Here is an 18,555-nt window from a genome sequence, read left to right as displayed (position 1 = left end):
TCGCTCTTTGCTTCTTCCGGGATGTTGGGTATCTGAATAGTTGCTCTCATGCCCCATATGCATAGCACAAACTGTGTTCTGAAGTCCCGAACTTTTTTATGCCTACCTACACTTTTTGAGAAGTTACTGTGGAAGTTGATGACAAGCTTACCCCGCATCCTTTGTTGTCAACGATAGCAGAACGGGACATCGAAACCCCATCAGGTCGAAAATTGACGCTGTTGAACTCCCCTGCTGTCCTGCGCCAGATATCGGCCGAGTTCGAGCGCGGGACAGGGGACCGCATACGGTTAACCTCGCATGACCCGATGAACCCCTCGAATCTTCCCGACGCATGGGAAAAACAGGCGTTGGACGCCCTGGGAAGTGGCAGGCAGGAGATATCCGGTTTCGTCAGCAGTGAGGGACAAAATGTCTTTCGCCTGATGTACCCGATGAAGACTCAACCGGGATGCAGGCGTTGCCACCTCACTCTCACCGAAAAGCATGCGCAGGTTCTTGGGGGGGTTGAGCATTCTCGTGGATAAGACGCCTTATGATCAGCTGAACAGCAAAGTGGTGCACCGGTTCAGCCTGGGCTATCTCGGTATCTGGATCATCGGTCTGTTCGGCATCACCACATCCGATATCGTGGGGGCAGTTTGCTGCGGCGTATCGAATATGCGTCCACGCATGATGGCTTGACCCAGCTGAAAAACCGGCGCGAGATCGAGAAGCTGCTTGGCCAGGAGATCAAGCGGGCACAACGTTATGACAAACCGCTGTCAGTCATGATGCTGGACATCGACCATTTCAAACTGGTCAATGACCGCCACGGTCATCAGGTCGGTGATGAGGCGCTGCGAGTGGTGGCGAGAACCATCAAACAGGAAGTACGAAACACCGATTTCGTGGTCCGCTACGGTGGCGAGGAGATACTGGTGATTGCGACGGAGACGAGCATCGAGGACAGTAAGACGCTTGCACAACGCCTGCACGCTGCCGTCGGTAGGGCACCTATACCGCTGAAGAATGAAGAAACTTTGAGGGTTACTGTCAGTATCGGTGTCGCCTCCTTCTCGGTGACGCAAAACACCATGCAAGCCCTGATCAAGAGCGCGGACGAGGCCCTTTATCGGGCGAAGGAGAGTGGGCGGGATCGGGTGTGTTATTCAGAACCGCCCCCCACCGCATTTGATCGACGGGCTGCGGCTTGAAGTCACTGTGTTGATGGCGGATGGCAGACGGGTACCAGGGGCCTTTCTCCGCCGGCCCTTCATACCGCCACAATACAGTGTTCTGGTCTACTTTAAGCTTTTCGCAAACACGCCAAGCTGTCGATAGCCCTGCGGCGTCTTCTTCTGTATTCCTCCGAATTACAACTGGAATATTCCCTCATAATTTCATTGGATGACCGGCAGGTAGAAACAGGAACGGATCTCTGAATACAGGGATCCGTTAAAGCATCGCTTCACCGGCTTGCTGTACTTCATTATTTGGCAGCATGGGCAAAACATCTCCGAGTCGGGGTGCACCGCTTCATCTTCCTGTCCGCGTGTCCGGTGAAGGTTCCTCCCTTATAGTATCTGCCACAGACTGAAACCTGCCCCGCATTCGCTACGTGGATGGATGATAGAGCAACGAAAATTCGGCCTTCATGATCATTTTGAGCGGTATGTGAAGGATGAGGGCAAATGGGCGGGGCACCCTTCAAAAATTATTCAGGTCAACGACATTTTTCTTTGAAACTCAGCCTTTTTGAGTACAATATTTCATTATCTGCAACATCTTCTATTCCCTAAGGATGCTCACAATTCGTCAAGGAGATTGCCCGTGAAAGTGGTCATTGTGGGTGCTGGGGATGTGGGGTTTTATTTCGCCGAGTGGCTTTCTTCCGAGCAAAAGGAAGTCGTGGTCATCGACAAGGATGAAAATGCACTCCGGCACATGACCGACCATCCTGATATCCAAACCCTCCATGGATCCGGTTCCAACCCCAGGGTGCTCGAAGATGCAGGGGTTGCCAAATCGGACTTTATATTGGCCGTCACAGACAGCGACGAAGTCAACCTGGACGCTGAGCGATGCCGCACGGTGGCTGGAAAGCTCCATTGTGCATTGGCGTTTCCATACTTACCCATACAACACGAAAGGAGAAAACTATGAGAAGATGGTCTACAATCGCTGCACTGCTTTCTTTCTACGTCTTGTTGGCTGGCACTGCCTTTGCGGACAGAGCTTCATTTGAGCTCAAGGGCATTGAGGTTTCCAAAGGAATAGATGTCGGTGCCATCAGGTACGGTACCTCATTTATTGGAGAGGTGTACGATCTGGATGGTTCAAAGGTTGGAAACTGGATCGTTGATCTCAACTATAAAGGCTTCAAAAATGTTGGAGTGTGCGGTCAGGACAATGACATCATCTGGCTCAAGCTTATCGTGTGTTTCACGGACGGGGAGTATGCAGGCAAGCGGCTGGTTCTGGGCATGACAGACCGCACCGGTGCTCCGGATGTGTTTTGGGGCTACACTGCATTATCGTGCACGGCCATTGGCGGGTTTGGCTGCACCTGTCCTGCAGCGGATGCTCAACCTTGCACCGGTTCTGAATCAAAGTTGGCCAGCATCCCTGGCGTCGATCTTCGACCCATGCTGGGCACCAATCTGAAGGTACAAGGTGCAACAATTGAAAACGGTTGGCTCTGCCACACATTCGTTATTCCGAGAATAACCGGAACGTTGACGCTGAAGTAGTTCCACGGGAGGGCAAGGGTGCGTTCCTCCTGCTCCTTGCTCTTCCCAAGAAAATCCTTTTTTGAAGTCGGTATTTGCCCGAATTCAAGTCCATCATGACCGAGTACCAATGCTCCGAATACCGCGGGCTCCAGAACGCCTTGCCGATCGGGCAACATTGGACAAGTCTCCGGGAGAGGGAGGAATCCTGCCTCACAAGGCAGGGAAGAAAACGATGCCGCGCCAGGACGCCAGGTAGATTTCATTGGTGTTCTGGTAGCCTATGGTCAGCATCCACGGGGATGCGGGGGAGGGCCTGAAGTCTTCCAGGGAGGACCACGGGATCTTTGCCTCCATGCTGAACCCTCCCTCTTTGAACCGCTTTGCCACAATGGAAGGGATTGCCTTCGATTTTCCGAAACCGTCCCAACGAACCGCCCGGAGTTGAGCCCCGGCGGGACATCCTCCGGGATATATGGATATGCTGAGTTTTTCTGGGGAGTTCGGTTCAGGCGGCCCTTCGGGGCTCAAATGCAGGAAAAGGTAGTCTCCGGTCCAGGCCCAATCGCCCCCGGGCTGATCGAGATGACTGTCGGAGACATCCCCTGCGATGTAAAGCGCCTCATCGTCTTGGGAAATAAAATAGGTGTGCCGGAGGGAGGGCGCGTCACGGAGGGATTCAAGCTCTGAAGGCTTCACGGCGGTCTGCTCCGGCCATTCCGAGGTGTCTCCATCCAGGTTTGGAGTGAACCGCCGAACGCTTTTTCGCAAGGGCGGAGGGTCGGAGGGTCCCGTGGAGCGGGCGGCGGCATGGGCGGCGTGGACCTCCCGGTTTGTCTCCTTGATCCACTCGGCAAGCTCTCCGTAGGTCCAGGATTCATCCGTCGTGACGAGCCCGACATTCTGGTCCGGCAGGAAGCCGCCGTCGGACTCATTCCGCTTCGGGTAGTCCATCCAGAAGAACCAGTGCATCCCGACCATAAACGGGGCACGAGCGGCCTCCAGCACATATTTTTTGTAGCCCCTGCCCCGATTCTCCTGGGAGTAGACATCCACGAAGAGCATCGACCGGCGCCCCGGCTCGGGAAAGCCGGAGAAGGAAAATTCCGTGATCATGAGGGGTTTTCCCGAGGCCTTGTACAGGGCTTGAAATTCGGGCTTCAGGTTTCCGTAGCGATTGTACTGGTTGACGGAATCGACGTCGAAGAGAGGCGAGAGGGTCTTGAAGAGATCCAGGTCCGGGATGCTCCTGTAGCGGACGCCGAGGATCAGGTGGTGGGGATCGAGGGAGCGAAGGAGGGACACATAGCGCCGGTAGTAGGTTTTTGCCGCCTCGTTTCTCCAGGCTTTGAGGACTCCCTGCTGCATCGCCGTGGAGTACCTTTTGGGCGGCGGGGATTCGGGGATTTCTTCGAAGCCCCCGTAGGAACAGTCCCACTCCCTGTTGAGAGCCTGTATGCTCCCCTTGTAGAAGGATTTCAGGAAAGCTGTAAACGCTCTGCTTCCCGGTCGCTGACCGGAAAGGCTCAGGTAAAATTGAAAGATGTCGACCGGGTTCCACCTCGGCTCGTTGTCGACAAAATAGCCGATGAAATTCTCCCTCCCCAGAAAGGGTTTGACTTCCTCACGGATGCAGGGTTCGAACCGCTCTTTCCACAGGGCGTCATCGAAGACATCATGGCGTTCTTCCTGGAATCCCGTGTAGATTTGATCGGCCACGTAGAAATCGGGCCAGACGGAAGGGCTGCTCCAACCGGCTGCAGTGTTGAACCCTTCGCTTTTCAGAAAAGAAACAATGCGCTGCCTTCTCGATGACTCCATGGGCAGATCTTCCGCATGCCCGAAGCACCCGCCAATGCAGTTGACCCCCAGGGAGAAAAATCTCCGGCCCTGCCCATCCTCGAACCACCAGACCTCCTCGTCCTGCACAACCCGGACGTACGCCCTCGCTTCCGTGCTGCATGCCTGCGTCATGAAGAAGACGGCCGGAAGCATGATAAGAAGTATTCTCCGAATATCGATCATGACTCATGCTCTCCAGGGTGACACGGGAACGAGAGTGCCCGTCTCATGAGAGGATGATCTTAGCTAGACTTTGTCCATCTTGACTGCATCTCCATTGCAAATAATTGATTTTAATTAAACATATAAGGATAGATCGTGGTTCGCTTTGCTCTCACGATCCATCCTTATTCGTCGCCAATAATGGTGTCAGGCGCGGTCAGTAGATAGGCCCGTAATTCTTCGATTATTTGTATTTGCGTTTCAGGACGTTCCTGGCATTTGAATGCCCACGGTCGACCTGGATGCAGGGTATCCCATCTGGAGCGCAACTGGTTATACCGACCGCTTCCGGGGTCATGGTTGCCAAACCCGTCAATGATCTTGTTCCAAAGTGGTGAAAATTTCGCGATGAGAAGAGCTTCGCCAAGGGGTATCCAAATATCATCGACAACAAGATATCGACAATGGAAGTCACGTACCTCCAGATTGGTCGCCAGCCTTATGCTCTCGGCATGTTCCTTGAGTCGTCTGAAAAGAGCCTGTCCGGGATCGGAGTTCAGACCGAAATTGCCTTTTCGAGCACCTGGAGGGACTGCCTTCCCGACATAGATGGGTATCTCGCGTTGAAGAACGTCCGACCGAGACGAGATGGCTGCATAGGGTCTGAACTTACCCGAGTAGTAGATTGCGTATATGCCGGCTCCGGAGAAAGCCTCGATTTCGCCCAGCGCTGTGTTCTGCCTCGCAAGAAGTGCATCCGCGACGCTTTTTCCCAGATTATGCTTGTCAAGAGGATTGTACGGCATCTCTGGGTTCATGGATGCCTTCCCGTGAGAGTCTCTTTCAACTGGACTTCCTCCTCGGACAGAAGATGAGCAGCAATACTCCCACCGATCCGATGAGCAAGCGCCACGGGAACCGCGTTGCCAAGCTGTCTCATCGTTTCAGTCCACGAACCGTGGAATCGGAACCCGTCGGGAAACGTTTGAAGTCTTGCGGACTCGCGAATGGTAAAATACCGAACGGAGCCATCCGGCATTACCATCATATTCTCGCCGCCAGGAACGCCGTGGTCACCAGCCTTGAGCGCTTTGGCGGGAAGATCGAGTGGGCTGCCTGTATGACCGGGATAGGCTTTTGCCCCGGGTTGAAAGGTGTGGTCGTGAAAAAGCCCCCTTCCACCAGCGTGTCTGGGATCTGGTAGACCGGCGATAGCATCGCGCACCGTGCGCCATGGCTTCAGTTTTCGCGCATATGGAAACCGAAGCTGACGCAATCTCGGCAGCCTATCGGCAAAACGCTCCGAAATGTCAGGCCGCTCTGCCACGGGAACCTGATGCCTTTCCCAATACTCGCCCGTTACCCACTGTTGATCAATCAGCGAATCGAGGCAATGGGTTTCTTTTGGGAAGGCCCATTCCGTTTTGAGATCACTCCTAAAGCCAACGATGAACACTCTTTCTCGTCGTTGCGGAACGCCATAATCGGCTGCGTTGAGGACCCGCGCCACGACATTATACGTGAGTCCATTAACTTTTCCCGAGGTCTTGTGCCGTTCAAGTCTCGTTAAATGATCGGTCCAATCTTCGTCGGGCTTTGGGATAATTTCGGGGTAGGATAGCTGCAAGATTATATATTGGAAATAATTGGCAAACGAGGCCCTGGTGATACCCTTCACGTTTTCGAAGACGAACCCTCGTGGTGCTAGTGTCCCGACAACTCGAACAGCTGCGGGAAACATATCCCTTTCGTCCTTGCGTCCCATATGCTTCCCGCCGAGCGAGAAAGGCTGACATGGGGGACCTCCGGAAACAAGGTCGACCTTTCCGGACAGGCCGGCAAGATCGAATGTTCTGACGTCTCCTTCAAACACCTCCCAGTCTCTCACCAATGGAAAACCAGATGCCTTGTTCTCCCTTATGGTATCACAAGCCCATTTATCCCACTCGATCACGGCACCGTGATTGAAGCCTGCGAAACTTAGACCTAGCGCCAATCCCCCAGCACCAGCGAAAAGCTCAACGGACTTCATCTCTATCCCTCCGAAAGAAAACGAATGATACGTTCCTCAAGTGATTGCGGATCTGCTATCTCACACTCCCATACTACCAAGTATTTCCATCCCATGTCACTCAGTTTAGCTTGGTTGGCTTTATCCCTTTCCCTGTTTCCAGTGAGTTTTGGCAACCAAAAATCCAGTTTTGACTTAGGCAGCCTCGCCAGTCGGCAGTCCTCATGCCTATGCCAGAAACATCCATGCACGAAAATTGCCTTCTTTCGGCTTCTGAACACAATATCGGGTTTTCCCGGCAGGTCGCCAGCGTGAAGTCGGTACCTGTAACCGAGTGAGTACACCAACCGTCTGACCGCCATTTCCGGCCCGGTATCCTTGGCCTTCACCAGGGACATGCGGCGGCTTCTTTCTCGAACTGTAAGTGTGTCCATGGTTGGACTATTCACGAATCTTGTCACGCCAGAAGAGCAGCTTGCTAGACCGGCATGGGAGAAAACGAGTCGCTGTTGGGGTGGTGCTGGCTTCTGTCACTATACTCACCCTGTAACTTTTCATGCCGGCGCGCCACCATGCGTCTGACTGCACCTTTGAGCTCCGCCACGTTCATGTTTTCAAAGTCGAGACCGTGGATCTCTCGTTGATAGCTAATACCGTCGTGCTCTCGCCATGAGTATGGACAATCTGGCTGCCAACGATAATAATACCAATATGTCTCCTGATCGTAGGGTTTAAACAGGAGTTCAACATGTCCATTCGGGTAATGCCGGAACTGTGGCCCACAATGCCAAATACACAGGCGAGAGGCAACCGTAGCCTCTCGAAATGAATCATCGGCCGTGGTAATCCGGCGAAGCAACGGTTCTGGAACAATCTCTCTCGAAAATAACACGAAAGCGCTTCTTCAAGGTCTTCACGATACTGGAGATCGTGAGTGTAATCCTCAATGCTGTCCCAGCCCCTCGCAATCCATTCAACAGCGCTCTCCCACTGCCGGATTGCCTGTTCCAATTCTTCGATGTTCATAGACTCTTCGCGATTCATGGCTAGATGAGGCTACGCCCAGGCTCAACCGGCGCGCCCCTCACGAAACCAAAAAGGAAAACCGCCGCTGACACCACACCAAAGCTCAAAAGAACCAAAGGGGGTGAGGTCGGCTGGAGCGACTCGTTGGTGGGTTCAACTCCATCATCAACGAGAAACAGCCACAGATCGCCCATGAGTTTTTGCAGATAGCGGGCAAACCTTCCCCCATCATCCTTTCACCCTCGATTTACCGGACGATCAAATGCACCATGCGGGCATACCACATACTGGCTTCGTAACCGCTCAGCCCCACTGGTGACGCAGGTGATGACGTTTTGGTGCAGACCTGTCATTTCAAGCTGACAACAAGGAATCGTGATGCTCCGACAGCAACCACTTCTCCTCGCTTTGCTCAGCTCCAAATGACAGGACGAGATTCTCCAGTGGCGGGCTATGGCTCGATCTTCGTTCCCAGCACCTTCAGAAATTTGGCGAGCCAGTCGGGATGCGCCGGCCAAGCGGGTGCGGTCACGAGCTTGCCGTCTACGTGGCCCTTGTCCACGGGTATGTCGACATACTTACCGCCCGCGCGGGTGACTTCCGGCCCCACCGCCGGATATGCGGAACAGGCTCTGCCCTCTACGACTCCTGCTGCAGCGAGGATCTGCGCCCCATGGCAGATGGCAGCAATGGGCTTGTCCGCTTCCTGGAAATGACGCACCATCTTCAGCACGGTGTCGTTCAGGCGAAGGTACTCGGGGGCGCGACCGCCGGGGATCACCAGCGCGTCGTAGTCTTCCGCCCGCACGTCGGCGAAAGCGGCATTGAGGGCAAAGTTGTGGCCGGGCTTTTCGCTGTAGGTCTGGTCTCCCTCGAAATCATGGATAGCGGTGCGTACTGTGTCGCCTGCGCTCTTGCCGGGACAAACGGCATGGACCGTGTGCCCCACCATCGTCAGCGCCTGGAACGGCACCATCACCTCGTAGTCTTCTACATAGTCACCGACAATCATCAAAATCTTCTTTACACTCATGATGCGCTCCTTTCTGGTATCTTTCCTTCCTTGAACTGTTTACAGGTCGGGTGAATACAAAATAACCCTGCAAAGCTTTGCCCAACCCGGAGAGTATGTCTGGAGGTTGACGTGTGGCGTTTCCAGCCGGCCAGTACATGCCCCCTGTGTCGTGTGCCTGGATTCCGGCTTGAAGCATGCCGGAATGACGGGTTGGCAACATTGGAAAATATCGGCTCAGGTGCCTGAGATGCTCCTTCCGAATGCCCTTAATTCCCCGGGCCGGCCGCATCCTTTTTCAAAGTGACCAGGGCACTGAACAGGAGATACTCCTTCTTGCGCCGGGGCGGCAGGATGGGGAACACGCGGTTCGTTTCCAGCTCGAACCCGTTGATGTACCCGCGCGGCAGGGATTTCCCATACAGGTTGAGGGAAATGAGGGTTTCCTCCGTCGGGTTTCCCGTCTTGTGAATGCCTGCTTTCAACGGCAGCGTGGAGGTCGTTTCCCCCTGGTTCAGGGTAAAATGCTCCACTTCGGTCAAGCGGGCATAGCCTTTCCGACTTTCGTCGTCTTCACGCCGATAGTTGGTCACGCTGTACCCGTCCGAAAGGGGTCCAAGGACTCCCCAGGCGTTGTGGTCGTGGGGCGTCGAAAATTCACCGGGCCCCCAGAGGTACATCCTCAGGGAAAAAAGCCGGTCCTGTGCCACATAGACGACCAGCTCGTTGTCGAACATCGTGGGACGGCGGGGGTCCAGGAAGCTGTGCCCTCCCACCGCATCCTGGAGGAGCCCGATGAAAAGATCCCTTTCCCGCAGGAGTAAGGGCAGCTCCTTTTGGATATACGTGATGCAGTCTCTGGGGTTCTTCAAGCCCCGAAGGCCTTCGGCACAGCGCTCACAAAATTCGAGAATTTCCCGCGGAATGGTCTGCTCAGATGGAGTCATGGAATTTGTTCCCTTTCTCAACGGTCAGCTGTCATTGAACTGTTCGCGCCTTTCGCCCGGCTCGACCCGCTTCATTCGTTTTCAAGCCTCGCATACTGCTGGTAATAGGGTGCTCCCTTCCCCACATCCGAGAGAGCGGCGGCAATGAGCTGATTGGCTCCCCCGCCCAGTTTCATCCAGTCCCCCCTGCGGTAGACGACGACCTCCGGGTGCAGTCCTTCCAACAAGGTCACCCTGACTTTCAGGCGCCCCAGGGGGGAAACGAGGGCCACCGGCTCCTCCAGGTTCAAGCCTTCCAGGGAGCGACAATCCGGGGCCACCCGCACCAGGGGAGGCATTTCCTGCTTTTCGGGCAAAATCTGGGAATGAATGGCTTCACCGCGAATGAGGCTCAGAAGGCGGAGCGGATACCCCGGCGGCGGTGGGGCTTCGGGATGGAGGGCTTCCGGAAAGCGGTACTTGCCGTCGGCATGGTCGAACTGCAGACCGACATAGGCGACAGGCCGTCGCCTGGCCCGCACGAAGTTCCGTTCGCGCAGCTCTTCCAGGGAAGCATCCAGGTGGGGCGTGTCGAGGGAGCGCCTGAAGCAGGTTTCCGGGTCCGGGAGGATGATGGGAGGATCCAGGCGCCTGCCCAGCTCCGAAAGGATCCAGTAATCGCTCCGCGCCTCCCCGGGGGGCTGAAGCACGGGTCTCACATAATGGACGAAATCGTGCAGGTAGGAAGCTTCCACATCTTCCTGCTCCATCATGAGGGCGCAGGGCAGCACCAAGTCGGCACGTTCCGCCGTATCCGTCATGAAGGCGTCCACCACGACTTTGAAGGCGATGGATTCGAACGCCTTCACGACTTCGTGGGAATCGGGCGCCTGGTTGACGACATTGGAGCCCTCCACCCAGAGCATGCGAATGGGCGGATCTTCGGCAGCGAGGATGTCGCGCCCCACCGTCGGCATGAGGAGGGAGCGGCGGGGTTTGCGATCCGGGTCTTTGGTCCAGTCCAGGTTCAGGTTCCTCAGGGAATGGAGGTGAAAATAGGTTCCACCCCCCGAACGGCCGATGTTTCCCGAAAGGAGCGCCAGAGCATTGATGAACCGCATATTTTCGCCGCCGTAGGCATACCGCTGTACTCCCGCGCCCATGAGGGTCGCCGTCGGCTCCGGGGCTGCGTAAAAGGAGTAAATGCTCTCCAGGCCCTCCGGATCCACCTGGCAGGTCTGGAGCAGGCGGTCCACATCCAGCGAACGGATGAGGGCCAGAAACGCCTCCCCGTTGCCTGTGCGCTCCAATATGGCGGAGGATGCTCCCTGCCGTTCCAGGAGAAGGCGGATGAGAGCCGCGGCCAGGAAGCGGTCGGTACCCGGACGAATGCGGACGGTTTTGTGGGAAAAGGGGCCATTGCCGTCTCCGCCGGGAGAAATGGTCAGGACCCGGCAGCCGTCGCGGCGGGCCTTCTGCACGAGGGCGGCCGTATGAATGGAGCTCCGGGAAAGATCTTTGCCCCAATTGACGATGCGGCGGGCATGGAGGAGATCGGTGATGTCATTGTTGTCCCGGGACCCGAAATCCATGACACAGGCCACATAGCCCGCGGCATCGCAAAGGGATCCCTTCACCTGGGAAGAGCCGAGGCGCGCAAAGAAGAGCTTCCCCGCCTGCTTCAAAACTCCCTTGGCCCCTTCGCCGTGGAAGTGGAGGATGGACGCCGGTTCTTTCCGGTATTCCGCGATCTTTTCAGCGCAAAGCTGCAGGGCTTCGTCCCACGTGATAGCCTCCCAGCCCTTCCCTACCCGCAAAAGGGGTGTTTTGAGCCGATGGGAGCTCTGGAGACGCTGGAAAAAATTCCTGGATTTCTTGCAGGTGAAACCCGAGGTGAACGGATGATCCGGATTTCCCTTCAGCTGAAGATTGCCCTCGGCGTCGGTCCAGACAAGAAGCGAGCAGGCATCGGGGCAATCCAGGTTGCAGGCCGTGATGGCTCTCATGGGATTTTTCCGTGAACATTACTGTTTGGGAAGCGAAGCATCGGAAGAAGCATCCCCATCCCTCCTTCATGGCTGAGGCGAAGAGGCCTTGGCTTTGAAAGCCTCGATGAATTTCTTCAGTTCATCCCCTTCGATGGATTCCCGCTCCAGGAGGATTCCAGCCAGTTCTTTCAACGAGTCGCTGTGGCCGTTCAAAACATTGCGGACCTTTCCGTGAGATTCTTCAATGAGCCGGGAAATCTCTTCATCGATTTCCTGGGCCGTGCGCTCACTGAATTCCCTCTCCTTCGGACCGATCCCCATATCCAGGTGGGCCGAACGGGGCTCACGGGTATAGGTCATGGGCCCCAGCCGTTCGCTCATCCCGTATTCCATCACCATGCTGCGGGCAATGTCCGTCGCCCGTTGCAGATCATTCTGGGCCCCCGTGGATATGTCTCCGAAAATGACTTCCTCGGCCACCCGCCCCCCCAGCAGCACCTGCAGGCGGTCCAACAGCTCATCACGCGTCATGAGATAGCGGTCCTCCGTCGGAAGCTGCTGCGTGTAGCCGAGGGCTGCAATGCCCCGGGGAATGATGGATATTTTATTGACCGGGTCCGCATGGGGAATGGACATGGCCACCAGCGCGTGGCCGGACTCGTGATACGCCACGATCTCCTTCTCCCTGGGGTTCATGGCGCGGTTCTTCTTTTCCAGGCCGCCGATGATGCGATCGGCCGCATCCTGGAAATCCACCATGATGACCTCCTCGCGATCACGCCGCGCAGCAAACAGGGCGGCTTCGTTCACCAGGTTGGCCAGATCCGCCCCCACAAAGCCGGGGGTCATGCCCGCAATCTTTTTGAGGTCCACATCGGCACCGAGCTTCACGTTCTTGACGTGGATCTTGAGAATGGCCTCCCGCCCCCGAATATCGGGCTTGTCGATGGCCACGTGGCGGTCGAAGCGCCCCGGCCGCAGGAGGGCGGGGTCCAGGATTTCGGGGCGGTTTGTGGCCGCCATGATGATGACCCCCGAACGGGGATCGAAGCCGTCCATTTCCACCAGGAGCTGATTCAATGTCTGTTCCCGCTCGTCATGGCCTCCCATGGGATTGAGCCCACGCGCTTTTCCCAGGGCGTCCAGCTCGTCCAGAAAGATGATGCAGGGGGCCTGCTCCTTGGCCTGTCCGAAAAGATCCCGCACGCGGGCCGCTCCGACTCCCACAAACATTTCCACAAATTCTGAACCGCTCATGCTGAAAAAAGGGACTCCCGCCTCCCCCGCCACCGCTTTGGCGAGGAGGGTTTTTCCCGTTCCGGGAGCCCCCAGGAGCAGCACCCCTTTGGGAATTTTTCCCCCCAGGCGCTGGAATTTCTCGGGAGTCTTCAAGAACTGCACGATCTCCTGGAGCTCCTGCTTCGCCTCATCGATGCCCGCCACGTCATCGAAAGTGATCCCGATTTCCTTTTCCGCAAAAATTTTGACGCGTGCCTTCCCCACGGAAAGCACCCCCTGGGGTCCCCCGCTCATGCGCCGAATGAGGTAGCTCCAAAAGAGGACAAAAATGGCCAGGGGCATCAGCCAGGAGAGAATGACGCCGATCCATTTGTTTTCCGTCAGGCCGGAATATTCTATGCCATGCTGATCCAGCAGCCCCACCAGTTCCGGGTCTTCGACGCGGACCGTCACAAAGTGCTTCACCTTATCCTTATCGGATTCCTTATCGTTTCGGACCTCCCCCCGGATCCTTTCAGGGCCCAGCACGACGTTTTCGACCCGTCCCTCCCGCACCCACTGTTTGAATTGCGAATAGGGCACCCGCTCCCGCTGGGGCTCGGCCATGTACCCCTGCAGCCAGGAGATCAAGAGGAGGGCCAGCATGAAGTACCAAAAGGAGAAATGGACTTTCCGCTGGGAGGAATCCTTCTGGGGAGATCCCCCTTCCCCGGAGGCATTTCTAAGGCGTTCCATCAGTTTTTCCAAAGGATTCATCTGTTCGTCGCTCTTCTTTGCCATCTCACCCCTTCCTCCCCGGTCAACAGGCCGGCTGGCAGGCTGAACACTTCCCGGCTCGCACGCCCCCCGTTTCGAAAGAAAACATCTATCAAATTTTCCTGGAATAATATAACAACTGCCAGGATATGCAAAGCTATCCCACCTGCCGTGGCCGACTTTTCCTTGCCAAGCGGGGTCAGGGTGTTAGAATATTTTTTGTCGATTCTGCGGGGTATATTGTGAAACAATTAGGACCTATTCTTCAAGGCTGGGTCCATGGATCGCTTTTTGCTAAGAGTTGTGGTCTACCGGAATTGTCAATTCATCGGGGTGAAGATTGAACCATTATAAGGGGGTAGGTATGCATCCAGCCGTGAAGGTGTCGAGGCTCTCGATCGTGTTGCTCGTGTTTGCACTGTGTACATTGTGGGGAGGAATGCAGGAAAAATCGGGCAGCCCCTTTTCCTTTGCTGCTCCAGCCTTCGCGGCAGAGAATAATAATTATGGGGATGAGGACGAAGAGCCCTTCGGAGAAGATCACATCGCCACGCGGGACCCCCTGGAGCCCATGAACCGGGCATTTTTTCACTTCAACGACAAGCTCTATTTCTGGTTTCTGAAGCCCGTGGGCACCTTTTACGGCAAGGTCATTCCGCCGGGAATTCGCACAGACATCAAGAATGCCTACGAAAACATCCAGTTTCCCATACGATTCGTCAACAACACCCTCCAGGGAAAATTCAAGCGAGCCGGAGTGGAGCTCTCCAGGTTCGTCATCAATTCGACCCTGGGTTTTGGCGGCATGTTCGACATCGCTAACACCCACTTCAACCTGCAACCCTACGATGAGGATTTTGGGCAGACCCTGGGCTTTTATGGAATGAGACCCATGATCTTTATCAACTGGCCAATTCTCGGGCCTTCCACCGGCCGGGACACCATCGGCTTTGCAGCCGATACCTTTCTCAACCCCATCTATTACCTTGCGCCGAATATGGCCGTAAGAGCCGGGGTGCAGGGAGGAGTAAAGCTGAACAACACCTCCATGCGGATCGGAGAATACGAAGACTTCAAGGCTTCAGCGCTGGATCCTTATGTCTCCATGCGTGATTTCTTTCTGAACTACCGGGCGCAGGCAATCAAGAGATAGGCCGGCCGCTCCCAGGGAGAGGCCCGGGTGAAATGTTGTTGCCTCAACGTCACCCCAGTGAAAACCGGGGTCCAGAACGGCCCTATTTTCCCGGATTCCGGCTTTCGCCGGAATGACGAAAGTTGCTTAAATCAACACCATTGAGGCTCGGGGGCAGGCAAGCTCGCACCCGTCGTCGGAGTTCAGGCGGCAAGGATCAGGAGCGTGTCATCCCCTCAAAGTAATCGCGGATGGACTTCACCAAGGCATCAATGGTGTATTCCGAAGGCATGATATGGATGTCCAGCCCGTGCTCCCGGGCCGTTTCAGCCGTAATGGGGCCGATACAGGCGATGGCCGTCTTCCTGAGGAGGGGCAGAATCTCGTTTTTGTCGAACAGGCTGAAAAAGTTGCTGACCGTCGATGAGGAGGTAAAGGTCACGCAGTCAATCCCCCCCTCCTGCAGGTGCTGAAGGATTTCCCGGCTGCCATGTTGGGGCAGGACGGTCTGATAGGCGGGAACGACGTCTACATGCGCCCCCTTCTTTCGGAGTGTATCGGGTAAAATATCACGCGCCACCAGCGCCCTCGGCATGAGGAAGCGTTTGCCGGCGACGTTTTCCCCGGCAAGCCCCTCCAAAACGGATTCTGCCCGATATTCCGAGGGAACCAGGTCGGGGCGCAACCCGAACCCTTCCAGGGCTTCGGACGTCTTGGGGCCGATCGTCGCCAGCCTGAGCCCGCTCAAAGCCCGCGCATCTCTCCCCGCGGCCCGGAGACGCTCCATGAAGAACTTGACTCCGTTCACACTGGTGAAGATCACCCAATGGTAGGTGGACAGCCCGGCCAGAGCGTCGTCCAGAGGCTCCCAGGAATCCGGCGGCTGAATTTCAATGGTGGGAAATTCGATGCAGTGCGCCCCCAACTGACTCAAGACCGCCTTGAAACCGCTGGTCTGCTCGCGCGCCCGTGTCACGACCACACGCCGCCCGAAAAGCGGTCGGTTTTCGAACCAGTTCAGCTCCTTCCTGAGCCCCACCACGCCCCCAACTACCGTAATGGCGGGGGGCTTCAATCCCGCCGTACGGACCTCATCCACGATGGTGGCCAAGGTCCCCGTCACGGTCTTTTGATCGGGCGTCGTCCCCCAGCGGATGACCGCCACGGGAGTTTCCGGGGCGCGGCCGTAGTCCACGAGATTCCGGCAGATTTGCGGGAGATTTTTTACGCCCATGAAGAAGACCAGGGTTCCCACCCCGGTTGCAAGCTTATCCCAGGCGATTTTGGAATCGTCGGAGTCTTCGCGCTCGTGGCCGGTGACAAAGGCCATACTGGCGGTATGATCCCGATGGGAGAGGGGGATACCGGCATAGGCGGGCACCGCGACGGCCGCCGTCACACCCGGAACGACCTCGAAGGGGATACCGGCCGCCACCAGCATCTGAGCCTCTTCACCGCCGCGCCCGAACACGAAGGGATCTCCCCCCTTCAGGCGCACGACGACATGCTGCCTCCCTTTTGCCACCAGGAGGTCATTGATGCCGTCCTGACCGAGGGTGTGATCCCCCCCTTTTTTGCCCACATAGATCTTCTCGGCCTCGGGGGGAGCATATTTCAGAAACTCCTGATTGGCCAAGTAGTCATAAATGACGACTTCAGCCTGCTCCAAAAGCTCTTTGGCCCTCAATGTCAAAAGACCCGGATCTCCGGGTCCAGCTCCCACCAGATATACTTTCCCTTTTCCCACTGACCCTTCCTTTTGTGACAGAAACGCGGCACGCCGGCCGACTTAACTGCTTGCCCCATCGCTGTATATTTCAGCGAGGACCTGCCGAGCCCCACGATCCAGCAGTGCCCGGGCGACCTCACGCCCCAGCACCTCAGCCTCCTGGCGCTCTGCAGAACGGGTGACGCGGAATACCCTCCGACCATCCAACGAGGCCACCAGGCCGGTCAAAGTCACGTGGTCCCCCTGAACAAGAGCATGCCCGCCGATGGGCACCTGGCATCCTCCCTCCAATTCCCTGAGGAGGCTTCTTTCCGCCTCGACCGCGACCGCCGTGTCCGCATCGTGCACCGGTGCGAGGATCTGCCGAACCTCCACATCCGCACTGCGAAGCTCGATGCCGATGGCCCCCTGCCCGATGGCGGGTATGAAGGCATCCCTGTCCAGGTAATGGGAGATTTTATCTTCCCATCCCATGCGGTGGATTCCCGCGGCAGCCAGCAAAATGGCATCGTACATGCCCTCGTGCAATTTTCGCAGGCGGGTATCGAGATTTCCCCTCAAATTCTGAATGTCGAAATCGGGTCGCAGAGTCTTGAGCTGAGCCGAACGTCTCAGGCTGCTGGTCCCTACCCGGGCGCCGGGGGGCAGCGCTTCCAGTCCTTCACCGCTGCGGGTGATAAGAACATCCCGCGGGTCTTCCCTCCTGGGAATAGCCCCGATCTCCAGCCCGGGGGGCAACAATGCGGGCACGTCCTTGATGCTGTGCACCGCCAGGTCCACCTCCTCCGCCAGCAGAGCGTCTTCGATCTCCTTGACGAAAAGCCCTTTCCCTCCGACCTTGGCCAGGGGGACATCGAGGATCTTGTCGCCGGTGGTCTTGATGATGTGGAGCTCCACCCGGAGCCCCGGCCAGAGGCTCTCCAGCGTTTCCTTCACCATCGTGCTCTGCTTCAAGGCCAGCAAGCTGCCGCGCGTTCCAATGCGAAGCGTTCGGTTTGTCAATGCGTCCTCATTTTCTTCCATTGAGACTCTCCCTGCAAAGGGGAGCAATGATATGCCGGACTGGGTGATCCTTCTGGCTGCACCATTTTAATGGCAGGAGCTGCAATTGCCCCCCGCGCATCCTGCACAGGAAGATGCCGTCGTGGACGCCACGCGACTGCTGGCAGCGCCCTTGTCTCCCCCGCTTTTGAATCCACAGACGGACATGACCTTTTGAACGTCCGACGAGTCGCACTTGGGGCAACTGACGGCCTCGTCGGTTCTAAAAACCAGGCACTCAAATTTTTCCCTGCAGCCATTGCACTCGTATTCATAAATAGGCATTTCACATCTCCCATTGTATCGATCCAATCGATTCGCATTGAAACCGAGAGGTCCCCTGCCACATGCCCTTTATTACGGAGCATGCTCCTCGGCGGGACCGAAGAGCATCTCATCCACCAGAAGGCAGAGGATATGGCCCACGGTGATGTGGCATTCCTGGATGCGCGCCGTTACCCGCGAAGGGGCACGCAGGAGGATATCGCAGTATGCGTCCATTTCTCCCCCTCCGGCTCCGACCCATCCCACCGTCTGGACGCGATGCTCCGCAGCCCATTTCAGGGCTTTGACGACATTGGGGGAACGGCCGCTCGTGCTGATCCCCAGCGCTACATCGCCCGGTTGAGCCAGGGCTCTCAGTTGTTTGACAAAAATCTCTTCAAAATCAAAATCGTTCCCGATGCTGGTGAGCACGGATGAATCCACCGTCAAAGCGATGGCGGCCAAAGGAGGCCGCTCCCTTTGAAAGCGATTCACAAACTCCGCCGCCACGTGCTGCGCATCCGCCGCGCTTCCCCCATTGCCGAAAAGAAACAGGCGGTGATTTCCCCGAAAGGCACGGCTGATCATGTCCGCCATATCGAGGATCGTGGCCGTGCTGTCACGCATCAAAGCCTCTTTTACCTCGATGCTTTCGCGCAACCCCTGCTCTGCCATCTCCCGGTAGCGTTCGCGCCGAACAGGATCCATTTCCAAGC

Annotated in this window: 19 protein-coding genes; 6 read left to right on the top strand and 13 right to left on the bottom strand. The window is 56.5% G+C overall.

The genetic code is table 11. The annotated features are described in order from the left end of the window. Positions 1–128 precede the first annotated feature (128 nt). The 5 genes from MWC30_RS08890 to MWC30_RS08870 all read left to right on the top strand — a co-directional run bounded on the left by MWC30_RS08890 (position 129) and on the right by MWC30_RS08870 (position 2,732). Positions 129–527 carry a DUF3365 domain-containing protein gene (locus MWC30_RS08890; RefSeq protein ID WP_244083815.1) on the top strand — a complete coding sequence of 133 codons (399 nt, stop codon included), beginning with the start codon at positions 129–131 and terminating at the stop codon, positions 525–527. Further along, a complete protein-coding gene (locus tag MWC30_RS08885) occupies positions 520–684 on the top strand; it encodes a hypothetical protein (protein WP_244083814.1) in 165 nt (54 codons plus the stop codon). Before MWC30_RS08890 ends, MWC30_RS08885 begins: the two co-directional genes overlap by 8 nt. Then, positions 642–1,196, top strand: coding sequence for a GGDEF domain-containing protein (locus MWC30_RS08880; RefSeq protein ID WP_244083813.1), 555 nt, complete (start codon positions 642–644; stop codon positions 1,194–1,196). Before MWC30_RS08885 ends, MWC30_RS08880 begins: the two co-directional genes overlap by 43 nt. A gap of 616 nt (positions 1,197–1,812) precedes the next feature. Further along, a complete protein-coding gene (locus tag MWC30_RS08875) occupies positions 1,813–2,145 on the top strand; it encodes an NAD-binding protein (protein WP_244083812.1) in 333 nt (110 codons plus the stop codon). Then, on the top strand, positions 2,142–2,732 hold the full coding sequence (locus MWC30_RS08870; RefSeq protein WP_244083811.1) for a hypothetical protein: 591 nt from the start codon (positions 2,142–2,144) through the stop codon (positions 2,730–2,732). Before MWC30_RS08875 ends, MWC30_RS08870 begins: the two co-directional genes overlap by 4 nt. 192 nt (positions 2,733–2,924) lie before the next feature. Here MWC30_RS08870 and MWC30_RS08865 read toward each other — a convergent pair whose 3' ends face one another. From MWC30_RS08865 to ftsH, 9 genes are all read right to left on the bottom strand, one after another. Then, positions 2,925–4,736 carry a hypothetical protein gene (locus tag MWC30_RS08865; protein WP_244083810.1) on the bottom strand — a complete coding sequence of 604 codons (1,812 nt, stop codon included), beginning with the start codon at positions 4,734–4,736 and terminating at the stop codon, positions 2,925–2,927. 164 nt (positions 4,737–4,900) lie between these two features. Beyond that, entirely contained in the window at positions 4,901–5,533 is a 633-nt protein-coding gene (locus MWC30_RS08860) for an Eco29kI family restriction endonuclease (protein ID WP_244083809.1), read from the bottom strand. Further along, positions 5,530–6,747 (bottom strand): DNA cytosine methyltransferase, encoded by a 1,218-nt coding sequence (locus MWC30_RS08855; protein WP_244083808.1) that lies wholly within the window; start codon positions 6,745–6,747, stop codon positions 5,530–5,532. The genes MWC30_RS08860 and MWC30_RS08855 overlap by 4 nt, the downstream gene beginning before the upstream one ends. Positions 6,748–6,749: 2 nt before the next feature. Next, positions 6,750–7,160, bottom strand: a complete 411-nt coding sequence (locus tag MWC30_RS08850; protein ID WP_256461234.1) for a very short patch repair endonuclease — start codon at positions 7,158–7,160, stop codon at positions 6,750–6,752. Between the two features lie 172 nt (positions 7,161–7,332). Next, positions 7,333–7,752 (bottom strand): hypothetical protein, encoded by a 420-nt coding sequence (locus tag MWC30_RS08845; protein ID WP_244083806.1) that lies wholly within the window; start codon positions 7,750–7,752, stop codon positions 7,333–7,335. Positions 7,753–8,203: 451 nt separating this feature from the next. Beyond that, a complete protein-coding gene (locus tag MWC30_RS08840) occupies positions 8,204–8,785 on the bottom strand; it encodes a DJ-1/PfpI family protein (protein WP_244083805.1) in 582 nt (193 codons plus the stop codon). 248 nt (positions 8,786–9,033) lie between these two features. Then, positions 9,034–9,711, bottom strand: a complete 678-nt coding sequence (locus MWC30_RS08835) for a hypothetical protein (protein WP_244083804.1) — start codon at positions 9,709–9,711, stop codon at positions 9,034–9,036. Positions 9,712–9,782: 71 nt separating this feature from the next. Further along, on the bottom strand, positions 9,783–11,696 hold the full coding sequence (locus MWC30_RS08830; RefSeq protein ID WP_244083803.1) for a molybdopterin-dependent oxidoreductase: 1,914 nt from the start codon (positions 11,694–11,696) through the stop codon (positions 9,783–9,785). Positions 11,697–11,762: 66 nt separating this feature from the next. Continuing rightward, entirely contained in the window at positions 11,763–13,697 is a 1,935-nt protein-coding gene (ftsH, locus tag MWC30_RS08825; RefSeq protein ID WP_244083802.1) for an ATP-dependent zinc metalloprotease FtsH, read from the bottom strand. A 340-nt stretch (positions 13,698–14,037) separates the two neighbouring features. Between ftsH and MWC30_RS08820 the strand changes: the two genes are divergently transcribed. Then, positions 14,038–14,826 carry a VacJ family lipoprotein gene (locus tag MWC30_RS08820; RefSeq protein ID WP_244083801.1) on the top strand — a complete coding sequence of 263 codons (789 nt, stop codon included), beginning with the start codon at positions 14,038–14,040 and terminating at the stop codon, positions 14,824–14,826. A gap of 196 nt (positions 14,827–15,022) precedes the next feature. Here MWC30_RS08820 and cobA read toward each other — a convergent pair whose 3' ends face one another. The 4 genes from cobA to MWC30_RS08800 form a co-directional block, all read right to left on the bottom strand. Beyond that, the gene (cobA, locus tag MWC30_RS08815; RefSeq protein ID WP_244083800.1) at positions 15,023–16,552 is read right to left on the bottom strand and encodes a uroporphyrinogen-III C-methyltransferase; all 1,530 of its coding nucleotides are present in this window, start codon (positions 16,550–16,552) and stop codon (positions 15,023–15,025) included. 42 nt (positions 16,553–16,594) lie between these two features. Beyond that, positions 16,595–17,557: a hydroxymethylbilane synthase gene (hemC, locus tag MWC30_RS08810; RefSeq protein WP_244083799.1), complete on the bottom strand. Its 963-nt coding sequence runs from the start codon at positions 17,555–17,557 to the stop codon at positions 16,595–16,597. A 66-nt stretch (positions 17,558–17,623) separates the two neighbouring features. Next, positions 17,624–17,860 (bottom strand): zinc ribbon domain-containing protein, encoded by a 237-nt coding sequence (locus MWC30_RS08805; RefSeq protein WP_244083798.1) that lies wholly within the window; start codon positions 17,858–17,860, stop codon positions 17,624–17,626. 72 nt (positions 17,861–17,932) lie between these two features. Beyond that, positions 17,933–18,547, bottom strand: coding sequence for an SIS domain-containing protein (locus MWC30_RS08800; RefSeq protein ID WP_244083797.1), 615 nt, complete (start codon positions 18,545–18,547; stop codon positions 17,933–17,935). Between the last annotated feature and the right edge of the window lie 8 nt (positions 18,548–18,555).

The organism is Desulforhabdus sp. TSK (genome assembly GCF_022836495.1).
GTDB lineage: Bacteria > Desulfobacterota > Syntrophobacteria > Syntrophobacterales > Syntrophobacteraceae > Desulforhabdus.
This window is presented reverse-complemented; position numbering and strand designations above follow the sequence as displayed.

Bases quoted from the DNA above. Each gene is read 5' to 3' on its own strand.
- MWC30_RS08865 (WP_244083810.1), bottom strand. From the start codon at position 4,736: ATGATCGATATTCGGAGAATACTTCTTATCATGCTTCCGGCCGTCTTC.
- hemC (WP_244083799.1), bottom strand. From the start codon at position 17,557: ATGGAAGAAAATGAGGACGCATTGACAAACCGAACGCTTCGCATTGGA.
- MWC30_RS08860 (WP_244083809.1), bottom strand. From the start codon at position 5,533: ATGAACCCAGAGATGCCGTACAATCCTCTTGACAAGCATAATCTGGGA.
- MWC30_RS08870 (WP_244083811.1), top strand. From the start codon at position 2,142: ATGAGAAGATGGTCTACAATCGCTGCACTGCTTTCTTTCTACGTCTTG.
- MWC30_RS08855 (WP_244083808.1), bottom strand. From the start codon at position 6,747: ATGAAGTCCGTTGAGCTTTTCGCTGGTGCTGGGGGATTGGCGCTAGGT.
- MWC30_RS08805 (WP_244083798.1), bottom strand. From the start codon at position 17,860: ATGCCTATTTATGAATACGAGTGCAATGGCTGCAGGGAAAAATTTGAG.
- MWC30_RS08800 (WP_244083797.1), bottom strand. From the start codon at position 18,547: ATGGATCCTGTTCGGCGCGAACGCTACCGGGAGATGGCAGAGCAGGGG.
- MWC30_RS08820 (WP_244083801.1), top strand. From the start codon at position 14,038: ATGCATCCAGCCGTGAAGGTGTCGAGGCTCTCGATCGTGTTGCTCGTG.
- ftsH (WP_244083802.1), bottom strand. From the start codon at position 13,697: ATGGCAAAGAAGAGCGACGAACAGATGAATCCTTTGGAAAAACTGATG.
- MWC30_RS08830 (WP_244083803.1), bottom strand. From the start codon at position 11,696: ATGAGAGCCATCACGGCCTGCAACCTGGATTGCCCCGATGCCTGCTCG.
- MWC30_RS08845 (WP_244083806.1), bottom strand. From the start codon at position 7,752: ATGAACATCGAAGAATTGGAACAGGCAATCCGGCAGTGGGAGAGCGCT.
- MWC30_RS08850 (WP_256461234.1), bottom strand. From the start codon at position 7,160: ATGGACACACTTACAGTTCGAGAAAGAAGCCGCCGCATGTCCCTGGTG.
- MWC30_RS08835 (WP_244083804.1), bottom strand. From the start codon at position 9,711: ATGACTCCATCTGAGCAGACCATTCCGCGGGAAATTCTCGAATTTTGT.
- MWC30_RS08840 (WP_244083805.1), bottom strand. From the start codon at position 8,785: ATGAGTGTAAAGAAGATTTTGATGATTGTCGGTGACTATGTAGAAGAC.